18 protein-coding genes are annotated in these 18,236 nt (G+C 67.3%); 6 read left to right on the top strand and 12 right to left on the bottom strand.

What is annotated here, in order from left to right:
- Window positions 1-473, bottom strand: a 473-nt coding sequence (locus tag LK542_RS15165) for a response regulator (RefSeq protein WP_227812527.1), incomplete at its 3' end; no start/stop codon positions are given.
- Between the two features lie 180 nt (window positions 474-653).
- Between LK542_RS15165 and LK542_RS15160 the strand changes: the two genes are divergently transcribed.
- The 5 genes from LK542_RS15160 (at window position 654) to LK542_RS15140 (ending at window position 4,589) form a co-directional block, all read left to right on the top strand.
- The gene (locus tag LK542_RS15160; protein ID WP_227801990.1) at window positions 654-1,430 is read left to right on the top strand and encodes a DeoR/GlpR family DNA-binding transcription regulator; all 777 of its coding nucleotides are present in this window, start codon (window positions 654-656) and stop codon (window positions 1,428-1,430) included.
- Window positions 1,427-2,581 (top strand): MFS transporter, encoded by a 1,155-nt coding sequence (locus LK542_RS15155; RefSeq protein ID WP_227812526.1) that lies wholly within the window; start codon window positions 1,427-1,429, stop codon window positions 2,579-2,581. The genes LK542_RS15160 and LK542_RS15155 overlap by 4 nt, the downstream gene beginning before the upstream one ends.
- Window positions 2,582-2,649: 68 nt before the next feature.
- Window positions 2,650-3,402: a hypothetical protein gene (locus LK542_RS15150; protein WP_227812525.1), complete on the top strand. Its 753-nt coding sequence runs from the start codon at window positions 2,650-2,652 to the stop codon at window positions 3,400-3,402.
- 101 nt (window positions 3,403-3,503) lie between these two features.
- Window positions 3,504-4,286, top strand: coding sequence for an ABC transporter substrate-binding protein (locus LK542_RS15145; protein WP_227812524.1), 783 nt, complete (start codon window positions 3,504-3,506; stop codon window positions 4,284-4,286).
- A 36-nt stretch (window positions 4,287-4,322) separates the two neighbouring features.
- Window positions 4,323-4,589 carry a hypothetical protein gene (locus tag LK542_RS15140; RefSeq protein WP_227812523.1) on the top strand — a complete coding sequence of 89 codons (267 nt, stop codon included), beginning with the start codon at window positions 4,323-4,325 and terminating at the stop codon, window positions 4,587-4,589.
- Window positions 4,590-4,603: 14 nt separating this feature from the next.
- Here the strand turns inward: LK542_RS15140 and thpR are convergent, their stop codons facing one another.
- The 8 genes from thpR to LK542_RS15100 all read right to left on the bottom strand — a co-directional run bounded on the left by thpR (window position 4,604) and on the right by LK542_RS15100 (window position 10,715).
- Window positions 4,604-5,113, bottom strand: coding sequence for an RNA 2',3'-cyclic phosphodiesterase (gene thpR / locus LK542_RS15135; RefSeq protein WP_227812522.1), 510 nt, complete (start codon window positions 5,111-5,113; stop codon window positions 4,604-4,606).
- Between the two features lie 10 nt (window positions 5,114-5,123).
- Window positions 5,124-5,972, bottom strand: a complete 849-nt coding sequence (panB, locus tag LK542_RS15130; RefSeq protein ID WP_227812521.1) for a 3-methyl-2-oxobutanoate hydroxymethyltransferase — start codon at window positions 5,970-5,972, stop codon at window positions 5,124-5,126.
- Window positions 5,973-6,038: 66 nt separating this feature from the next.
- Window positions 6,039-6,386 carry a DMT family protein gene (locus tag LK542_RS15125; RefSeq protein ID WP_227801979.1) on the bottom strand — a complete coding sequence of 116 codons (348 nt, stop codon included), beginning with the start codon at window positions 6,384-6,386 and terminating at the stop codon, window positions 6,039-6,041.
- A 1-nt stretch (window position 6,387) separates the two neighbouring features.
- Window positions 6,388-6,861 (bottom strand): 2-amino-4-hydroxy-6-hydroxymethyldihydropteridine diphosphokinase, encoded by a 474-nt coding sequence (gene folK, locus LK542_RS15120; RefSeq protein WP_227801978.1) that lies wholly within the window; start codon window positions 6,859-6,861, stop codon window positions 6,388-6,390.
- Window positions 6,858-8,249 carry a polynucleotide adenylyltransferase PcnB gene (pcnB, locus tag LK542_RS15115; protein ID WP_227812520.1) on the bottom strand — a complete coding sequence of 464 codons (1,392 nt, stop codon included), beginning with the start codon at window positions 8,247-8,249 and terminating at the stop codon, window positions 6,858-6,860. Before pcnB ends, folK begins: the two co-directional genes overlap by 4 nt.
- A complete protein-coding gene (locus tag LK542_RS15110; protein ID WP_227801976.1) occupies window positions 8,242-8,916 on the bottom strand; it encodes an HAD family phosphatase in 675 nt (224 codons plus the stop codon). Before LK542_RS15110 ends, pcnB begins: the two co-directional genes overlap by 8 nt.
- The gene (gene hda, locus LK542_RS15105; RefSeq protein WP_227812519.1) at window positions 8,913-9,596 is read right to left on the bottom strand and encodes a DnaA regulatory inactivator Hda; all 684 of its coding nucleotides are present in this window, start codon (window positions 9,594-9,596) and stop codon (window positions 8,913-8,915) included. The genes LK542_RS15110 and hda overlap by 4 nt, the downstream gene beginning before the upstream one ends.
- Window positions 9,597-9,623: 27 nt before the next feature.
- Complete coding sequence (locus LK542_RS15100) at window positions 9,624-10,715, bottom strand: AI-2E family transporter (RefSeq protein WP_227801974.1); 1,092 nt, start codon at window positions 10,713-10,715, stop codon at window positions 9,624-9,626.
- Between the two features lie 149 nt (window positions 10,716-10,864).
- Between LK542_RS15100 and purM the strand changes: the two genes are divergently transcribed.
- Window positions 10,865-11,908: a phosphoribosylformylglycinamidine cyclo-ligase gene (gene purM, locus LK542_RS15095; protein ID WP_227801972.1), complete on the top strand. Its 1,044-nt coding sequence runs from the start codon at window positions 10,865-10,867 to the stop codon at window positions 11,906-11,908.
- Between the two features lie 69 nt (window positions 11,909-11,977).
- On the opposite strand, the gene LK542_RS15090 is transcribed toward purM, so the two are convergent.
- From LK542_RS15090 to LK542_RS15080, 3 genes are all read right to left on the bottom strand, one after another.
- Entirely contained in the window at window positions 11,978-13,984 is a 2,007-nt protein-coding gene (locus LK542_RS15090; protein WP_227812518.1) for an alpha/beta fold hydrolase, read from the bottom strand.
- Between the two features lie 121 nt (window positions 13,985-14,105).
- A complete protein-coding gene (locus tag LK542_RS15085) occupies window positions 14,106-16,127 on the bottom strand; it encodes a S9 family peptidase (protein ID WP_227812517.1) in 2,022 nt (673 codons plus the stop codon).
- Between the two features lie 113 nt (window positions 16,128-16,240).
- Window positions 16,241-18,232 (bottom strand): S9 family peptidase, encoded by a 1,992-nt coding sequence (locus LK542_RS15080; protein ID WP_227812516.1) that lies wholly within the window; start codon window positions 18,230-18,232, stop codon window positions 16,241-16,243.
- Between the last annotated feature and the right edge of the window lie 4 nt (window positions 18,233-18,236).

Raw genomic sequence — 18,236 nt, 5'->3', positions numbered from 1 at the left:
GGCGGCACAGGGGCGGGGGCCGCGGTCGGCGCAGGTGGCTTCGGCACCGGCGCCGGCGGGTTCTGGCGCGCGAACGGGCTCGGGGCGGTCTCCAGCTGCACGCCCAGCATGCTCATGAACTTGCAGGCGAAGCTGTGCACCGTGAAGGGTTTGATCATGTAGGCGTTGACGCCGGCCTGCAGCGCGGTGCGCACCGATTGCGGATTGGCTTCCGCGGTGAGCATCATGAACGGCGTGTTCGCATACCGGTGATCGGTGCGCATCCACTTGAGCAGGTCGATCCCGCTCATCACCGGCATGCCCCAGTCGCCCACCACGATGTCGATCTGCTGCTTGCGCATGAGGTCCTGGGCGGTCTTGCCGTTATCGGCCTGGAACACGTTCAGGAAACCGAGCTCGGCCAGCACCTGGCGCACGTGGGTGCGGATCAGGAGGTAGTCGTCGACGATGAGAATGGAAGCGGACTTGTCCATGATGTTTCTCTTACTTAAGTTTATGAAGTGTAACAACTTCTTGTGAGGGGCGATACGTTCTTAGTGGTTAGTTGTTGTATGCACGACAGCATCTGCAATGCCAGAATGTGCGTTTTTATGCGTTGATCTGCATGTTTTTGCGTACTTGTGTAGAATCAGGCGGATTCATCAGGAGAAAACATGCAGCTTGCAGAAGAACGGCGTCAATCGATCCTCGATGCCGTCGAGCGCGAAGGGCGGGTGCTGGCGGCCGAACTGGCCCAGCGCCTCGACACCTCCGAAGACACCATCCGGCGCGACCTGCGCGACCTCGACGCCGCCGGCCTGCTGCGCCGCGTGCACGGCGGCGCGGTGCGGCGCACGCGCGAAGCCAGCTTCGGCGAGCGCCTGGAACGCGACGTGGTGCGCAAGGCCGCGCTGGCCCACGGCCTGCGCGACTGCATCCGTCCGGGCGACACGGTGCTGATCGACGCCGGCTCGACCAACCTGGCGGTGGCGCGCCTGCTGGAAGACGGCCATGCCGCCACCGTCGTCACCAACAGCCCGCAGGTGGCGCTGGCCCTGGGCGACTTTCGCCGCACCCGGATCGTGCTGCTGGGCGGGACCTATCACGCTGCTACCGGGGCCGTGCTGGGCGCCTGGACCCTGGCCGAGCTGCAGCAGCTGCGCGCCGACCTGTGCATCGTCGGCGTCTGCGCGCTCGACGCCAAACGCGGGCTGGCCGCATCCGACGCCGAAGAAGCGACCATCAAAGCCGCCATGGTGACAGGCAGCACCCGGCGCGCGGCCGCGGTCCTGAACGAGCGCCTGGACGGCAGCGCGCCCTTCGCATTTGCCCGCCTGGCTGAACTCGACCACCTGGTGCTCGAAGCCGACGCCCCCCTCGATACCATCGCCGGCCTGCGCGACGCGCACCCGGCGCTCGACCTGCGCATTGCCGCAAAGGCCCGCACATGACCACCACGCACACCTCCTCCCTCGCGGCCGCACGCTGGTCGATCTCGACCGTCTTCCTGCTCAACGGCGCCGGCATCGGCCTGTGGGCCGCACACGTGCCGGTGGTGCAGGCGCGCGCCGGCATCGACACCGCGACCCTCAGCATGGTCCTGCTCACCATCGCCGCCGGCGCCCTGCTGGCGATGCCGCTGATGGGCGGCTTCACTGCGCGCTGGGGCACGCGCCGCATGACCCTGTGGTCCGGCTTCGCCTTCACCCCGATGCTGGCGCTGATCATGAACGTCGACGCACTGCCGCTGCTGTTCGCGGCGGCGTTCGCCTTCGGCGTCACCAACGGTGCGCTGGACGTGGCGATGAACGCCAACGCCAGCGAAGTCGAGACCGCGCGCGGCGTGCCGACCATGTCGTCCTTCCACGGCTTTTTCAGCCTGGGCGGATTGATCGGCGCGGCGCTGGGCGGCGTGATCCTCAAGCAGGGCTGGGGCGACGGGCAGGGCGCGCTGGCGATGGCGATCCTGACCGCGATCGTGCTGGCGCTGGCGGCGCCGCGCGTGATGGCCTTCGCCCCGAGTCATGAAGCGGGCAGCCACTTCCAGCTGCCGCGCGGCGCGGCGGTGAGCCTGGGCCTGCTGGCCCTGCTGTGCTTCGCGGTGGAAGGCGCACTGGTCGACTGGAGCGCACTCCTGATGCAGGAGCGCACCGGCGCCGAGCCGGCCAGGGCGGCGCTGGCCTATTCGGCCTTCTCGATCGCGATGGCGGCCTGCCGCTTCGCCGGCGACCGCCTGATCGGGCGCTTCGGCGCGCTGCGCGTGATGGTGCTGGGCGGGCTGGCCATGTTCGCGGGCCTGGCCACGGCGGTGCTGAGCACCCACTTCCTGCTGTCGGCCGTGGGCTTCTGCCTGATCGGTATCGGCGCGGCCAATGTGGTGCCGCTGCTGTTCGGCGCGGCCTCGCGCATTCCCGGCATGAGCGCGGGGGCGGGCGTGGCGGCGGTGGCGACCCTGGGTTACGGCGGCCTGCTGCTGGCGCCGCCCGTGCTGGGCTATATCGCATCGCAGGCCAGCGTCATGGTGGCGCTGGGCATGCTGTCGCTGTCGGGGCTCGTGATCGCGCTGAGCGCCGGGATCATCAAGCGCCAGGTCGCCGACTGAGGGGGCTGTGCGCGCCGCATGCGGTGTGCGAAGATCGCTACCGTCGAGCTGCTTGCGAAAGGCCCACGATGAGCAATCCCAACCTGCGCACCCGTCTGTTGCGCCCACTGGTGCGCGAGCACGCCGTGCGCAGCATGCGCGCCCGCCTGATGCGCGAAAGTTTCCCGCGTGTCCAGATGTTCATCCTGGTGTCGCTGACCGGACTGGCGGGTTTCGGGGCGTCGGTGGGCATGCTCCACGCCGGCATCGACACGATGGCGCTGCGCTACCTGCTGGCCATGGGCGTGGCCTACATCGCTTTCCTGCTGCTGCTCTGGCTGTGGCTGCGCACCAGCGCGGCGGATTATCTCGATCTCGTGCCGATGCCGTCAGATAGCGGTGGCGGTGGCTGCGGGCCGGCTGCGGATTTCGCCGGCGGTGGCGGGACCTTCGACGGCGGTGGCGCCAGCGCCAATTTCGACAGCGACGACAGCAGCGTCGGCGCCATCGTCGACAAGCCCTTCGAGACCATCGCACAGGCGGAGGAAGCGGCGATCCCGCTGGCCGTCATCCTGCTGGCCCTGGGCCTGGCGCTGTCTTCCCTGTTCGTGATCTGGTCGGCGCCGATCCTGTTCGCCGAGATCCTGGTGGACTTCCTGCTGGCCGCCGGCCTGTACCGGCGCCTGCGCGGCCTCGACCCGCGCCACTGGATGTTCGCCGCCCTGAAGCGCACCCTGCTTCCTTTTGTGCTGACCACGCTGCTGGTCGCCGGCGCAGGCGTGGGTATGCAGGCCTATGCACCGCAGGCCAGGTCGCTGGGCGAGGTGCTGGCCAGCCGGTGACGCCCGGGCGCGTTGTTTTCACGCCGCTTATCCGAATTGCATGTTGCTTGGAAACTTCTGGTGGCATACTTGCGTTGTCCGATCAAGCTTGCCTCCACCGTATGCGCCGCGTTCTTCTCCTGCTGCTTGCTGTCTGCTGCGCCCCGGCGCAGGCTGCGCCCGGCGAACGCGTCACCCTGTGCTTCGAGCGCCAGGAAGTCCGCCCATGGCGCACCCTGAATTTCGATGGCCTGAATTTCGAGCTGCTGGCCGACGTCGCGCGGCGTACCGGCGTCAGTTTCGACTACCAGAGCATGCCCTGGAAGCGCTGCCTGGAACAGCTCAAGGCCAACCAGGTCGACGGCGCCTTTTCGGTCAGCTTCAAGCGCGACCGCATGGTGCTCGGCGCTTATCCGGGCGTCGTCGCCGGCGTCGACAACCCGCATGCCGACACCTCCAAGCGCATGCACATGGATTCCTATGTGCTGGTGCGTCCGCGCGGCAGCCGCCTCGACTGGGACGGCAAGAAGTTCCACAACCTGGACGGCCGCATCGGCTTCCAGCTCGGCTACTCGGTCGGCGACTTCCTGCGTGCGCACGGCGTGGCGATCGACGAGGGCAGCCAGCGCGCTGACGAACTGGCCCAGAAGCTGGTGGCCGGACGCCTGGCCGGCGCCGCGCTGGGCGGCCGCACGACTGCGCAGCTGATGCGCAGCAGCTACGCGGACCGCCTCGAGGTGCTGCCGGTGCCGCTGTTAGAGCAGGCCTATTACCTGGTACTGTCGCATGCCTTCGCGGCAAAGAACCCGCAGTTGGCGGCGCGCCTGTGGGACGCGGTCGAGCATGCGCGCATCAGTCCCGCTTATCGCAAGCATGAAACACAGGCCGTCGGAAGGGCGCCCTAGCAGGTAAAATCCGCTTCTACAACTTAGAGGCACAAGATGAAACGAACTGACCTGGCAAAGAAAGACGCCGAAAAACTGAAGAACCAGATGGGTGCGCAGAACGCGGGCTTTGGCGCGGCAGCCAAGGGCGCCACGTTGGATCGCCGCGAACAGCGCGACCGCGACCGCGCGCTCGGACTGGTGCCGTTCGCGGTCAAGCTCAACGGCGACCTGGTCAAGCAGCTGCAGGCACTGAGCAAGGAACGCGGCGTCGAGCTGAACGAACTGGTCGCCGAGTTGCTGCAAAAAGGATTGGCCGCGTAGGCGGTCTGCTTACGTCAGGCGTATTCGCGCAGGACGGTATAGACGCCGTTCTTCGATTCCACCAGCGCATAGCCGCGCACGTCCCACAGCACCGGCGGACCGTCCAGGGGGATGGTGGAGCCGGTAGCACGGCGCGCCATCGTCACGTGCGGGCGATAGCGGCGCGCTTCCGGCTGCAGGCCAAGGTTCACCAGGGCCTCTGCCAGGCGCGCGTGCAGGGCGGCCAGGCCGGGTGGCGTGAGATCCGGCTCCAGCACCGCGATCCCGTTGTGCCACAGGGCCGCGCGCGTCAGGTCGAGGCGAAAGGCTTCGAAGGGCACGGCGAAACCGTCGAGCAGCTCGGGCAGCCGCTCGCTCGGCAGGGCGCCGAGGAAGTGCAGGGTGACGTGTAGCTTGTCGCTGTGGACGGGAGCTGCGCCCTTTGCCCACCCCCAGGCATTGCGCCACTCCGTCAGGAGATGGCGCAGCGGGGGATCGGGCCAGAGAGCCAGGAACAGGCGGGTAGTATCGGCTTGCCCGTTCATGGCTTCGTCCTCAGAAGCAGTGTTCCGGCGCCGGGAAGCTGCCGTCCTTCACCGCCGCCACGTAGGCCTTGACCGCGTTGTCGATGCTGGTCTGGCCTTCCATGAAGTTGCGCACGAAGCGAGCCTTGCGGCCCGGGAACACGCCCAGCAGGTCGTGCATCACCAGCACCTGGCCGGAGCAGTCCGGCCCGGCGCCGATGCCGATGGTCGGGATGGTGAGCAGTTCGGTGACTTCCTTGCCGAGACCTGCGGGAATCGCCTCCAGCACGACCAGCGATGCGCCGGCCGCCTGCAGCGCCAGGGCGTCGGCTTTCAACTGCTCGGCCGCGGCGTCGGTCTTGCCCTGCACCTTGAAGCCGCCGAAGGCGTGCACGAACTGCGGGGTCAGGCCGATGTGGGCGCACACCGGGATGCCGCGCTCGACCAGGAAGCGCACGGTCTCGGCCAGCCAGGCGCCGCCTTCGATCTTGACCATCTGCGCGCCGGCGCGCATCAGGGTCACGGCATTGTTGTAGGCCTCGACCGGGGTGGTGTAGCTGCCGAAGGGCATGTCGGCCAGGACAAGCGCAAGCTTGTTGCCGCGCGCGACCGAGGCCGTGTGGTAGGCCACATCCGGCACCGTCACCGGCAGGGTCGAGTCGTAGCCGGCGCAGACCATGCCCAGCGAATCGCCGATCAGCAGCACTTCCACGCCGCAGCGGTCCATCAGCGAGGCGAAGCTGGCGTCGTAGGCGGTCAGCATGGTGATCTTGTCGCCTGCCTCGCGCATGGCCAGCAGCGAGGGCGCGGTCACGGCCTTGCGCACCGGTTTCGGTGCGTCGTTGGCGGCTGGGTCCTGGCCCTGCAGATAAGCGCTCATGGGAATCCTTTAAAACGATCGTTCGGAAAACGCGTAGTGTAATCCGGCGCGCGCAAACCTGCAGCGTCAGGAACGGAAGATAAAGTACACCGCTCCGACCAGGCACAGCGCCGCCCACACGTAGTCGAGCTTGAAAGGCTCGTTCATGTAGAGCATGGCGAAGGGCACGAACACGCTGAGCGTGATCGCTTCCTGCATGATCTTCAGCTGGGCGAGGCTGAATTGGGTGTGGCCGATGCGATTGGCCGGCACCTGCAGCAGGTATTCGAACAGGGCGATGCCCCAGCTGATCAGGGCCGCGATGTACCAGGCGCGGTTGTTGAGGCTCTTCAGGTGGCCGTACCAGGCGAAGGTCATGAAGATGTTCGACAGCACCAGCAGGCCGGCGGTCTGGAACCAGACGGGCAGGCCCATGTCAGAACACCTTGCGGACCGCCTGGCTGGCGACCAGCGGCAGGTAGTCGTGGATCGGGCCGAGGCCCGGGATCGCCAGATCCGGCGCGATCTCGGCCAGCGGGGCCAGCACGAAGCCGCGCTCGTGCATGCGCGGATGGGGCACCGTCAGGGTCTCGCTCGCAATCTGCTGGTCGCCGTACAGCAGCAGGTCGAGGTCGAGGGTGCGCGGCGCGTTGCGGTAGGGGCGCTCGCGGCCATGCGCCTGTTCGATGTCCTGCAGCGCACCCAGGAGTTCGTAGGGATCGAAACTGGTGTCGATGCAGGCCACCGCATTGATGTAGTCCGGGCCGGTCGAGTCGACCGGCATCGTGCGGTACAGGCCCGAGGTTTCGATCACGGTGGTGCCGTCCAGCAGTGCGAGCCGGCGCAGCGCGTCGAGCACGTTGGCCTGCGCGTCGCCCAGGTTGGCGCCGATGCCGACGTAGGCGATCATTCCTCGCCGCCGCCCTGGGCCTGCGGTGCGGCGCCTTCGCCGCCCGAACGGCGCGGGCCGCGGCGCGGCGGCCGCTTGCGCTTCTGCCCTGTGCCCACTTCGCCGTTGCGCGGACGCGCATTCGCCGCCGCCAGCAGGGCTTCGCGCTCGCCGCCTTCGGCCGCATAGAACGCGGTCCACCATTCGCCGATCTCGCCCGGCAGCTCGCCCGATTCGCAGCGCAGCAGCAGGAAGTCGTAGCCGGCGCGGAAGCGCGGGTGTTCGAGCAGTTTGTAAGGGGCCTTGCCGGTGCGGCGCTCGAAGCGCGGCTGCATGGCCCAGATGTCGCGCATGTCGGTGGCGATGCGGCGCTGCAGGGCCAGGTTCTCGGTCTGGGTTTCCAGCACGTCGTCGGCCGCCAGGTGCAGGGCGGGAATCGGCGCTTCGCCGGCGGCGCGGTAGGCGTTCCACTTTTCCAGCACCTGGTGCCACAGCAGCGAAGCGAACAGGAAGCCGGGCGAAACGCCCTTGCCGGCCTTGACCCGGCCATCGGTCGATTCCAGGGCGAGGGTGACGAACTTCATGCCGATCGGCTGCTCCAGCACTACGTCCAGGAGCGGCAGCAGGCCGTGGTGCAGGCCGGCCGAGCGCAGCTCTTTCAGGCAGGCCAGCGCGTGGCCCGACAGCAGGAGCTTGAGCATCTCGTCGAACACGCGCGCCGCCGGCACGTTGTCGATCAGGGGCGCCATGACGGGAATCGGGGCGCGCGTGCTCGGCTCGATGGTGAAGCCGAGCTTCGCGGCGAAGCGCACCACGCGCAGCATGCGCACCGGGTCTTCGCGATAACGCGCTTCCGGCACGCCGATGATGCGCAGTAGCTTGGCGCGGATGTCCTCGATGCCGCCGTGGTAGTCCAGCACCGTCTGGGTGGCCGGATCGTAGTACATCGCATTGATGGTGAAGTCGCGCCGCGCCGCATCCTCGTGCTGCGGGCCGAAGTTGTTGTCGCGCAGGACGCGGCCGTGTTCATCCTTCGGCGCATTGTCGCTGCCGTTGCCGCGGAAGGTGGTCACTTCCAGCAGGTCCTGGCCGAACATCACGTGCACGATCTGGAAGCGGCGCCCGATGATGAAGGCGCGGCGGAACAGGCGCTTGACCTGCTCGGGCGTGGCGTCGGTGGCGATGTCGAAGTCCTTGGGCTTCACACCCAGCAGCAGGTCGCGCACGGCGCCGCCGACGACAAAGGCCTTGAAGCCGGCTTCCTGCAGGGTCTGGGTGACCGTGATCGCATTGCGGGACACGTTGCGCGGGTCGATCTTGTGCTCGTCCGGACCCAGGATGACGGGTTGGGTCGGGTCGCGGCCGTCGTCTTTCACGCCGAGGATCTTGCGGATGAATTTCTTAATCATTGAAGAGATGGATAGTTGGCCAACCCTGCGCCTGCGCGTGGGCGGCGAGCCTGGCGCTCGGGTTGGTGGCGACCGGATGGCTGACGATGGACAGCAGCGGCAGGTCATTGTGCGAGTCGCTGTAGAAGTGGCAGCGCTCGAACGATTCGAAGGTGTGGCCGAGGCGCTCGAGCCAGGCGTGCATGTGCGTGATCTTGCCCGGGCCCGAAGTCGGGGTGCCGACCAGTTTTCCGGTCAGGTTGCCCTGCGCATCGTATTCCGGCATGGCGCCGATGTGGTGCTCGACGCCGAAGCGCGCCGCGATCGGCGCCGTGATGTGGTAGTTGGTGGCGGTGATGATGGCCACCAGGTCGCCGGCCTCCTGGTGCCGGCGTACCAGCGCCAGCGCCTGCGGCCGGATCGCGGGTTCGATGACCTCGCGCATGTAGCGGTCGTAGATGGCGTCCAGCTCGGCGCGCGGGAAGCGCGCCAGCGTGCCGAGGGCGAACTCGAGGTACTCGACCGGGTCGAGCACGCCCGCCTGGTACTGGGCGAAGAACTCGTCGTTACGGCGGCGGAAGGCGGTTTCGTCCACGGCGCCTATGCGGACCAGGAACTCGCCCCACTCGTAATCCGAATCGATCGGCAGCAGGGTGTGGTCGAGGTCGAACAGCGCAAGGTTTTTCATTCTTTGGTTTCCGACTGCTGGTTTTCTTGCAGCAACAAGTCACGCAGCAGGGGCAGGGTGACCGGGCGCTGGGTCTCGAGCGAATACTGGTCGAGCGCGTCCAGCATCGTCGCCAGCGACCGCATGTCGCGCTTGAAGTGAGACAACAAATAGGGTAACACGCTGGCCGAGAGCGTCAAACCGCGCGCTTCCGCGGCCTGGGTCAGCGCCGCGATCTTCTCGTCGTCGGACAGGCCCTTGATCTGGTACACCAGGCCCCAGCCCATGCGTGTGCGCAGGTCTTCGCGCACCCCCAGCACGCCCGGCGGCACCGGACCGGTGCTGACCATGTAGGCACCGTGTTCGCGGATCTGGTTGAACAGGGCAAAGGCGTCGATCTGGCGCTGCGGCGACAGGCGGTCGCAGTCGTCGAGCAGATACAGCGTCACGTCCTCGGTGTGGACGAACTGGTCCGCCGGGGCGTCGAACGGGATATAACGCGAGGCCGGACTGGCCGCCAGCGCCTGCAGCAGGTGGGTCTTGCCGGCGCCGGTGTCGCCCCACAGGTAGGCGAAATGCTCGCGCGAAGCACGCTGCGCGAACTGGTGCATCAGGTGCGCCAGTTCGGCATTCTCGCCCACCTGGAAGGTGTCGAGGCTGTGCGCCGGCTCGGCGCCTAAATCGAGCACCAGCTGCTTCATGGCGTCGTCGGTCTCATTCGGGATAGGTCATGTGCGTTCGGCATTATAAAAGCTGCTGCGCAAATAGTGGGCACGCACATGGCGGAAACCGACCATCAGCACCGCCGAGGCGGGCAGCGCCAGCAGCACGCCGGCAAAGCCGAACAGCTCGCCGAAGGCCATCAGGGCGAAAATCACGGCCAGCGGGTGCAGGCCGATGCGTTCGCCCACCAGGCGCGGCGTCAGGATGAAGCTTTCGATCAGCTGGCCCAGCGTGTAGATCGCCACCACCCAGGCCAGCGCCACCCAACCCGGGAACTGCAGCAGCGCCGCCACCAGGGCCAGCAGCATGCCCAGGCCAAAGCCGAGGTAGGGGACGAAGCCGAGCAGGCCGGTGAGTACGCCCACCGGCAGCGCCACGTCCAGCCCGACCATGGCCAGCGCCGCCGAGTAGTACACCGCCAGCACGATCATCACCAGCAGCTGGCCGCGCAGGTACTGGGCCAGCAGGCCGTCCGCTTCCGCCGCCATGCCGCTTACCTGGGGCGCCCAGCGGCGCGGGATCGCGCCTTCGATGCGCGCGAGCAGCTGGTGCCAGTCGAGCAGCAGGTAGAACAGCACCACCGGCACCAGGGTGAGCGTCGCGATCCAGCCCAGCACGGCGCTACCGCCGACGCGCACCTTGGCCAGTACCGAGGTCCAGAGGTCGTCGCCGCCGGCCGCCACCTGCTGCTGCAGCAGTTCGCGCAGGCCGGCGCTGTCGAGTTTCACGTTAATGCCGTAGCCGGCCAGCCAGGGCGAGACAAAGGTGTCGAGCCAGGTGAAGAAGGCGGGAATCTTGGCCTGCAGCAGGGGGATCTCGGCGCGCAGCACCGGCACCACGGTCAGGAACAGGGCCACGACGCAGGTAGAGAAGGCGGCCAGCACGACCGACACCGCCACCACGCGCGGCATCCTGCGCTTGCCCAGGCGCACCCGCGCCAGCCGGTCGACTGCGCCGCCCAGCATGTAGGCCAGGATCGCGGCCGCGATGAAGGGCGACAGGATCGGCCCCAGGGTGTACAGCAGAAGCGCCACCGCCAGCCAGAGCGCCAACCAGAATGCGGATTGTTTTTGCTCCGGAGTGAGGAAGAATGGCATGCGTGTTCTTGTTATCTTTGCGTTTTTGCCAAGCAAATCAGGCCAAAAAGACCGGAAATGCGGTTGGGCGGGGCTGTTTTGCTAAAATAGCGGATTGACCAGGTTTGGGTCTGCCGCCTTCTATTTTACCGCCTCCGCTGCCAAATACCATGAGCCAACCATCTAATGTTTCCCTCTCCTACCGTGACGCCGGCGTCGACATCGACGCGGGCGATGCCCTGGTCGAAGCGATCAAGCCCCTTGCCAAGCGCACCATGCGCGAAGGCGTCCTCGGTGGCATCGGCGGTTTTGGCGGCCTGTTCGAGATCAGCAAGAAGTTCAAGGAGCCGGTCCTGGTCTCGGGTACCGACGGCGTCGGCACCAAGCTCAAGCTCGCCTTTGAACTGAACCGCCACGACACGGTCGGCATCGACCTGGTCGCCATGAGCGTGAACGACATCCTGGTGCAGGGTGCCGAGCCGCTGTTCTTCCTCGATTACTTCGCATGCGGCAAGCTGGACGTGGCCACCGCCACCAGCGTGGTCGCCGGCATCGCCCAGGGCTGCGAGCAGTCCGGCTGCGCCCTGCTGGGCGGCGAGACCGCCGAGATGCCGGGCATGTACCCGGACGGCGAATACGACCTGGCCGGCTTCGCCGTCGGCGCGGTGGAAAAGTCGCAGATCATCGATGGTAGCAAGATCGTCCCGGGCGACGTGGTGCTGGGCCTGGCCTCGTCGGGCATCCACTCCAACGGCTACTCGCTGGTGCGCAAGATCATTTCGGTCGCCAAGCCCGACCTGGAAGCCGATTTCCACGGCCGCAAGCTGGCCGACGTGCTGATGGCCCCGACCCGCATCTACGTCAAGCCGCTGCTCGCGCTCATGCAGTCGATGGAAGTGAAGGGCATGGTGCACATCACCGGCGGCGGCCTGGTCGAGAACATCCCGCGCGTGCTGGCCGACAATCTGACCGCCGTGCTGGATGCGAAATCGTGGACCCTGCCGCCGCTGTTCCAGTGGCTGCAGCAGCATGGCGGCGTGGCGGATGCGGAGATGCATCGCGTGTTCAACTGCGGCATCGGCATGACCGTGATCGTCTCGAAAGAGAACGCGGACGCCGCCATGGCCCAGCTGCAGGCGGCCGGCGAGACCGTGTACCGCATCGGCGAGATCCGCGCGCGCGAAGAAGGCCAGGCGCAGACCGTCGTGCAGTAAGTAACCTGCGATTGACATGACAACGGGCGCTTGGTGCTTCACCAAGCGCCCGTTCTGTTTCGGCGCCGGCTATGGCGCGGCCGCCCCGCCCAGCTGCTTCGCCAGGAACTTCTCGACCCGGCCCCAGAAATCGATCTTTGTGGCCGCCTGCGACCAGCCGTGTTCCTCGTCCTGGTACACCACCCACTCGAGCTGCTTGTTGTGGCCCGATACCGCATCGCGGAAGCTGCGGCCGTGGAGCAGCGGCACGCGGCGGTCGGCCGCGCCATAGGCCATCAGGAGCGGCTGCGTGATCCGGGCCGCGTGGGTGATGGGGGAGTTCGCCTTGAGCAGTTCTGCCTCCTTGACCGGGTCGCCGATCAGGTCCGGCATGCCGTAGGCCTTGTAGTCTTCCGACAGGTCGCTGAATGCCCACTGGCCGTTGTAAAGCAGGTTGAGGTCTGTGAGGCCGGCCCAGCTTACGCCGCAGCGGAACAGTTCGGGATCCTTCGCCAGGCCCATCAGGGCCGCGTAGCCGCCATAGCTGGCCCCAGCGATGCAGATTCTTTTCGGGTCGGCGATGCCCTGGGCGATGGCCCAACGTGCGCCGTCGGCCAGGTCGTCCTGCATGGCCCGTCCCCACTGCTTGAGGCCGGCCGCGAAGTGCGTATGGCCGAAGCCGGTGCTGCCGCGGAATTCCGGCTCCAGCACCGCGTAGCCGCGCGAGGCCAGGAACTGGTTGTCCGGGTCCCAGCCCCAGCGGTTGCCGCGCACATAAGGCCCGCCGTGTACCAGCACCACTAGCGGCAGGTTCTTGCCGCCTCCCGGCGGTGTCGTCAGCAGGCCCGGGATCTCGCGTCCGTCGCGCGCCTTGTAGCGCACCGGCTCCTGGCGCGCCATGCGCTTCGGATCGATGCCCGGACGGCGTTCCATCAGGCGTTTCAGGCTGCCGTCGCGCAGGTTGTAGACGTTGTAGCTGATCGGATGGGTGTCGGAATAGGAGGTCACCAGCACCCAGGGCGCGTCCGGGCTGGCGGCAACCGAGACCAGGTTGACCGTCCCCGGGGCCTGCGCATCGATCTTCTTCTGCAGCGCCGTCATCTCTGGATCGAACCAGACGTTGGCGCGCGCGTCGGTGGTCAATTGGGCGCCCAGCAGCTTGCCGCGCCGGCTCACCAGTACGCCGTCGAAGTCGTAGCCGGGGGTCTCGATCACCGGTTCCGGGCTGATCTTGCCGGTACGGAGGTCGAAGGTATGCAGGGCCATGGTGTCCTTGCCTCCCGTAGCGCTGACGTACAGGGTGCCATCCGGGCCAAAGCCGACCGGCTCGATCGCGTCACGCCCTCCCTTGTAGCGATGGTAGGAGGCGATCGGCCGCCAGATCGAGGTGGCCGGGTCGAGATAATGCACTGTGCTGGTGTCCTTCTCGTAGGTAAGCGCCACCCGCGGCGCGCCCGCGTTGTCCAGCAGCCAAGCGGTGACGTTGCCGGGGCGCTGGACGCTGCTGGCCTGGCCGGTCAGCGTGTTCAGGCGCAGCAGTTCGACCGACTTGAACTTGTCCTTGAGGTCCCAGGTCACGCTCTCGACGTAGACGTACTCGGAATCCTCGGTGCCCCGCTGCGACATGATGAAGGTGTGCCAGGGCAGGGTGCGGCTCTTGATGTGCGATTCGATGCCCATCGCTTCACCCCTGCGCTCGGCCAGCTGGCGCATCCCGCTGCCGTCGCGGTTGACCGCGTACAGGCCGTAGGCGGCATCCTGCCTGGCCGGACCAACGCTTTTGTCGGTGACGTTGAACAGCAGCCGCTCTTCGTTCACCCAGGCGAAGTCGAGGATGTCGGCGTCCTTATAGGATGCCGCCCGGCTGACCGCGTTGGTCTGCAGATCGATCACTGCCAACATGTCGCGCTGGCCGGGAGTGCTGAAGATCGCGGCCACGTAGCGTCCCTTCGGGGACAGGCGCGCCCGATCGAGCGCCGGCGGCGAGAAGAAGCGCTCGATCGGCGTGAGCGGCGCCTGAGCGGCCGCGTCGAGGCACAGCGAAGCAAGGGCGGCGAAGGCCAGCAGTGCGCGTGCGCACAGGGAGAAAGGGCTCATGGGGGGCCTAGCGGCAAGGGTAGTCGAAGACCCAAGCGTAGCAGCTCCGGCATATGTATTGACCAGGACGTTCGCGGCGCCGCGCATTTTATGCGCGGCGCATCAGCCCTGCCCCGTTGGGCTAGCGTGCCGCGCTGCTGCCGATATGCCGTCCCAGGAAGCTCTCCACGCGCTTCCAGAAATCGAAGCGGTTCTGCGGCCGCGTCCAGCCGTGTCCTTCGTCCTGATACACGACCCATTCGACCTGCTTGTTGTGCCTGCTCACCGCGTCGCGGAACTGGTTGCCATGGTAAAGCGGCACACGCCGGTCCACCGCCCCGTAGGCCAGCAGCAGCGGCTGGGTGATCCTGGCCGCCTGGTGGATCGGAGAGGTGGCCTTGAGCTGGGCCGCGTCCTTGACCTGGTCGCCCACCAGCACCGGCATGCCGTGCAGTTTCCATTCTTCGCCCAGGTCGGAGTCGAAGCTCCAGTGGCCGTCGTACAGCAGGTTGATGTCGGTAACGCCGGCCCAGTTGATCGCGCACTTGTACAGGTTCGGGTCCTTCACCAGTCCCATCAGGGCCGCGTAGCCGCCGTAGCTGGCGCCGGCGATGCAGATGCGTTTAGGGTCGGCAGTGCCCTGGGCGATGGCCCAGCGGGCGCCGTCGGCGATATCGTCCTGCATCGCCAGGCCCCACTGCTTCCAGCCGGCGCGGTAGTGGCCCATGCCGTAACCAGTGCTGCCACGGAAGTCGGGCTCCAGCACGGCGTAGCCGCGCGAGGCCAGGAACTGGGTCTGCGGATCCCAGCCCCAGTGGTTGCCGCGCACGAAGGGCCCGCCGTGGACCAGCACCACTAGCGGCAGGTTCTTGGCGGCCCCTCCTGGCGGCAGGGTGAGCAGAGCAGGGATCTCGCGCCCGTCGCGCGCCTTGTAGCGCACCGGGTCCTGGCGTCCCATTTTCGCCGGGTCGATTCCATCCAGACTGCTGCCGACCGGGTTCAGCTTGCCGGTGGATGGCTGGTACAGGTTGTAGGATACGGGGCGCACGTCGGAAAACGAGCGCACCAGCACCCAGGGTGCGTCGGCGCGCGAGGCGACCGAGATCAGGTTGACGGTGCCCGGCAGCAGCTTGTCGATGCCTTGCTGGACCGCCTGCATCTCCTTGTCGAACCAGACGATGGCCGGAGCGTCGGTTTCGACGCTCGCTCCCAGCACCTTGCCGCGCCGGTCGACCAGGGCGCCGTCGAAGTCGTAGCCGGGCGTGACCACCAGCGGTTTCGGGTTGACCTTCCCGGTCGCCAGATCGAGCGTGTGCAGCGAGGCCGTGTCCTCGCCTTCGTAGGCGCGCACGTAGAGCGTGCCGTCGGCGCCGAAGCCGACCGGCGTGAAGGCGCCCGGGCTGCCCTGCCAGGTGGAGAACTGCGCCAGCAGGCGCCATTTCGAGGTCGCCGGGTCGCGGTAATGGATGCTGGTCTTGCCGCCTTCGGAACGCGTGGTGAGGCGCGGTTCTCCGGCATTGTCGAGCAGCCATTCGTCGACCGGTCCCGGGCGCTGGACGGTCTGCACCTGGCCGGTCACCGTATCGAGCCGCAGCAGGTTGACGGTGCGGACCACGTTGTAGTCGTCCAGCTCGGGGCTGGTAACGTAGACGGTATTCGCGTCCTGGGGACCGCGCTGGGGCAGCATGAAGGTGTGCCAGGGCAGGATGCGGCGGTCCAGGCGCGAACCGCCTTCGCTGACGAATTCCACGCCGCGCCGACTGGCCAGCTGGCGCATGCCGCCGCCGTCGCGGTTCACGGCGTACAGGCCGCTGGCAAGCTGGTAGCCGCCCGGCCCCACCTGCTTGTCGCTGACGTTGTAGATCAGGCGCTCGTCGTTCACCCACTGGAACTGGAGCACGTCGACTTCCGAGTAAGCGGCCACCGCCTTCGCCTTGTTTTCCACCAGGTCGACCACCACCAGCACGTCGCGCCGGCCGGGCGCGCCCGAGATGGCGGCAAGATAGCGGCCGCTGGGCGAGAGCGTGGCGTCGTCCAGCAGCGGGTTGGCGAAGAAGGCTTCGACGGGAGGCGCCGCGCCCTGGCCGAAAGCGGGGAAGGCAAGGACAAGGGTCAGCAGGAAGGCGCCGGCGGCGCGTGCGACGAAGGCTAGGTGGGCGGGCATGGTACTCCTTTGGGCAAACCGGCCGTCTGTTGCCGGCCTGCCGAGCGTAGCAGTCTTGCCGGTCGCCTGCTTGTATGTACGTTGCCGTGCGGGTTCATGCGCACGGCATAGGCTCAGTGGGGCGCCGCACCGGCACCGATATGCCGTCCCAGGAAACTCTCCACGCGCTTCCAGAAATCGAAGCGGTTCTGCGGCCGCGTCCAGCCGTGGCCCTCATCTTCGTACACGACCCATTCGACCTGTTTGTTATGGGCCTGGACGGCCTCCCTGAACTGGTTGCCGTGGTAGAGCGGCACGCGGCGGTCCACCGCCCCGTAGGCCAGCAGCAGCGGCTGGGTGATCTTCGACGCCTGTTCGATCGGCGAGGTCGCCCTGAACTGCGCGGCATCCTTCACCGGGTCGCCGATCATCAGGGGCATGCCGTGGTTCTTCCAGTCCTCGCTCAGATCGGAATCGAAACTCCAGTGACCGTTGAACAGCAGGCTGATGTCGGTGACGCCGACCCAGTTGATGCCGCACTTGTACAGGTCCGGGTCCTTCACCAGGCCCATCAACGCCGCATAACCGCCATAGCTGGCGCCGGCGATGCAGATGCGCTTCGGATCGGCGATGCCCTGGGCGATGGCCCAGCGGGCGCCGTCGGCGATGTCGTCCTGCATGGCCAGGCCCCATTGCTTGAAGCCGGCCTGGAAGTGCGCCGTGCCGTAGCCGCGGCTGCCGCGGAAGTCCGGTTCCAGCACGGCATAGCCGCGCGAAGCCAGGAACTGGGTATCCGGGGCCCAGCCCCAGTGGTTGCCGCGCACGTAGGGGCCGCCGTGCACCAGCACCACCAACGGCAGGTTCTTGCCGCCGCCCGGCGGAACCGTGAGCAGGGCCGGGATCTCGCGCCCGTCGCGCGCCTTGTAGCGCACCGGATCCTGGCGGCCCATCCTGGCCGGATCGATGCCCTCGTAGCTGTTGCCGACCGGGTTCAGCTTGCCGCTGCCCGGGCTGTACAGGTAGTAGGCGAGCGGGCGCACGTCGGACAGGGAGTGCACCAGCACCCAGGGAGCCTCCGGATTCGCGGCCACCGAGATCAGGTTGGCGGCGTTCGGCAGCAGCTTGTCCACCGCCTGCTGGATCGCCGTCATCTCCTTGTCGAACCAGACGCTGCCTGGTGCGTCGGTTTCGATGACCGCACCCAGCACCTTGCCGCGCCGGCTGACCAGTCCGCCGTCGAAATCGTAACCCGGCATCACCACCACGCCTTGCGGATCGACCTTGCCGGTGGCTAGGTCCAGGGTGTGCAGGGCGGCCGCATCCTTGCCGGCATACGCGCGCACGTACAGTTTGCCATCGGCGCCGAAGCCGACCGGCGTGAAGCCCTCTTTGCTGCCGGCATAGGTCGGGAATTGCGCGAGCTGGCGCCACTTGCCGCTGGCCGGCTCGCGATAATGCATGGTGGTGGTGCCGCCGGAGGCATGCAGCGTCAGGCGCGGCTCGCCGGCATTATCCAGCACCCAGCTGTCGACCTGGCCGGGACGCGATACGGCCTGGGACTGTCCCGTCAACGTGTTCAGGCGCAGCAGATTGGTCGTGAACACCTTCTCGTTCTGACCGGGGTCGCTGCTCAGCACATACACCTCGTTCGAATCCTGGGCCCCGCGCTGGCCCAGCATGTAGGTGAACCAGGACAGCATGCGCGGGGCGGACGCGCGCCGGCTGGCCAGCTGGCGCATTTCGCCGCCGTCGCGGTTCACCGCATACAGGCCGCTGGCCAGGTAATTCCCGCCCGGGCCGATCTGCTTGTCGCTGACATTGAACAGCAGGCGCCCGTCGTTCACCCACTGGAACTGCAAGACGTCGACGTCGTTGTAGCTGGCGACCGGGGTCGCCTTGTTTTCCTGCAGGTCGACCACGATCAGCATGTCGCGCCGTCCCGGGGCGCCCGACAGGGCGGCCAGGTAGCGCCCGCTGGGCGAGAGCTCGGCCTTGGCCAGCAGCGGATTGGAGAAGAACAGCTCGACCGGCGGCAGCGCTGCCTCGGCATGCGCGTCGATGGCAAGCCCGCTGCTCAGGGCGCACGCGAGCAGGGCGTGCGCGCACAGGGAAGTCAATCGTGTCATGGCC

Source organism: Massilia sp. IC2-477 (genome assembly GCF_020707265.1).
Taxonomy (GTDB): Bacteria; Pseudomonadota; Gammaproteobacteria; order Burkholderiales; family Burkholderiaceae_D; genus Telluria.
This window is presented reverse-complemented; position numbering and strand designations above follow the sequence as displayed.

Excerpts from the sequence above, each read along its gene's own strand:
- LK542_RS15140 (WP_227812523.1), top strand. The coding sequence starts at position 4,323 with ATGAAACGAACTGACCTGGCAAAGAAAGACGCCGAAAAACTGAAGAAC.
- LK542_RS15090 (WP_227812518.1), bottom strand. The coding sequence starts at position 13,984 with ATGAGCCCTTTCTCCCTGTGCGCACGCGCACTGCTGGCCTTCGCCGCC.
- LK542_RS15125 (WP_227801979.1), bottom strand. The coding sequence starts at position 6,386 with ATGGGCCTGCCCGTCTGGTTCCAGACCGCCGGCCTGCTGGTGCTGTCG.
- LK542_RS15155 (WP_227812526.1), top strand. The coding sequence starts at position 1,427 with ATGACCACCACGCACACCTCCTCCCTCGCGGCCGCACGCTGGTCGATC.
- LK542_RS15145 (WP_227812524.1), top strand. The coding sequence starts at position 3,504 with ATGCGCCGCGTTCTTCTCCTGCTGCTTGCTGTCTGCTGCGCCCCGGCG.
- LK542_RS15150 (WP_227812525.1), top strand. The coding sequence starts at position 2,650 with ATGAGCAATCCCAACCTGCGCACCCGTCTGTTGCGCCCACTGGTGCGC.
- LK542_RS15160 (WP_227801990.1), top strand. The coding sequence starts at position 654 with ATGCAGCTTGCAGAAGAACGGCGTCAATCGATCCTCGATGCCGTCGAG.
- hda (WP_227812519.1), bottom strand. The coding sequence starts at position 9,596 with ATGAAGCAGCTGGTGCTCGATTTAGGCGCCGAGCCGGCGCACAGCCTC.
- LK542_RS15080 (WP_227812516.1), bottom strand. The coding sequence starts at position 18,232 with ATGACACGATTGACTTCCCTGTGCGCGCACGCCCTGCTCGCGTGCGCC.
- purM (WP_227801972.1), top strand. The coding sequence starts at position 10,865 with ATGAGCCAACCATCTAATGTTTCCCTCTCCTACCGTGACGCCGGCGTC.
- LK542_RS15100 (WP_227801974.1), bottom strand. The coding sequence starts at position 10,715 with ATGCCATTCTTCCTCACTCCGGAGCAAAAACAATCCGCATTCTGGTTG.
- LK542_RS15085 (WP_227812517.1), bottom strand. The coding sequence starts at position 16,127 with ATGCCCGCCCACCTAGCCTTCGTCGCACGCGCCGCCGGCGCCTTCCTG.
- thpR (WP_227812522.1), bottom strand. The coding sequence starts at position 5,113 with ATGAACGGGCAAGCCGATACTACCCGCCTGTTCCTGGCTCTCTGGCCC.
- pcnB (WP_227812520.1), bottom strand. The coding sequence starts at position 8,249 with ATGATTAAGAAATTCATCCGCAAGATCCTCGGCGTGAAAGACGACGGC.
- LK542_RS15110 (WP_227801976.1), bottom strand. The coding sequence starts at position 8,916 with ATGAAAAACCTTGCGCTGTTCGACCTCGACCACACCCTGCTGCCGATC.
- panB (WP_227812521.1), bottom strand. The coding sequence starts at position 5,972 with ATGAGCGCTTATCTGCAGGGCCAGGACCCAGCCGCCAACGACGCACCG.
- folK (WP_227801978.1), bottom strand. The coding sequence starts at position 6,861 with ATGATCGCCTACGTCGGCATCGGCGCCAACCTGGGCGACGCGCAGGCC.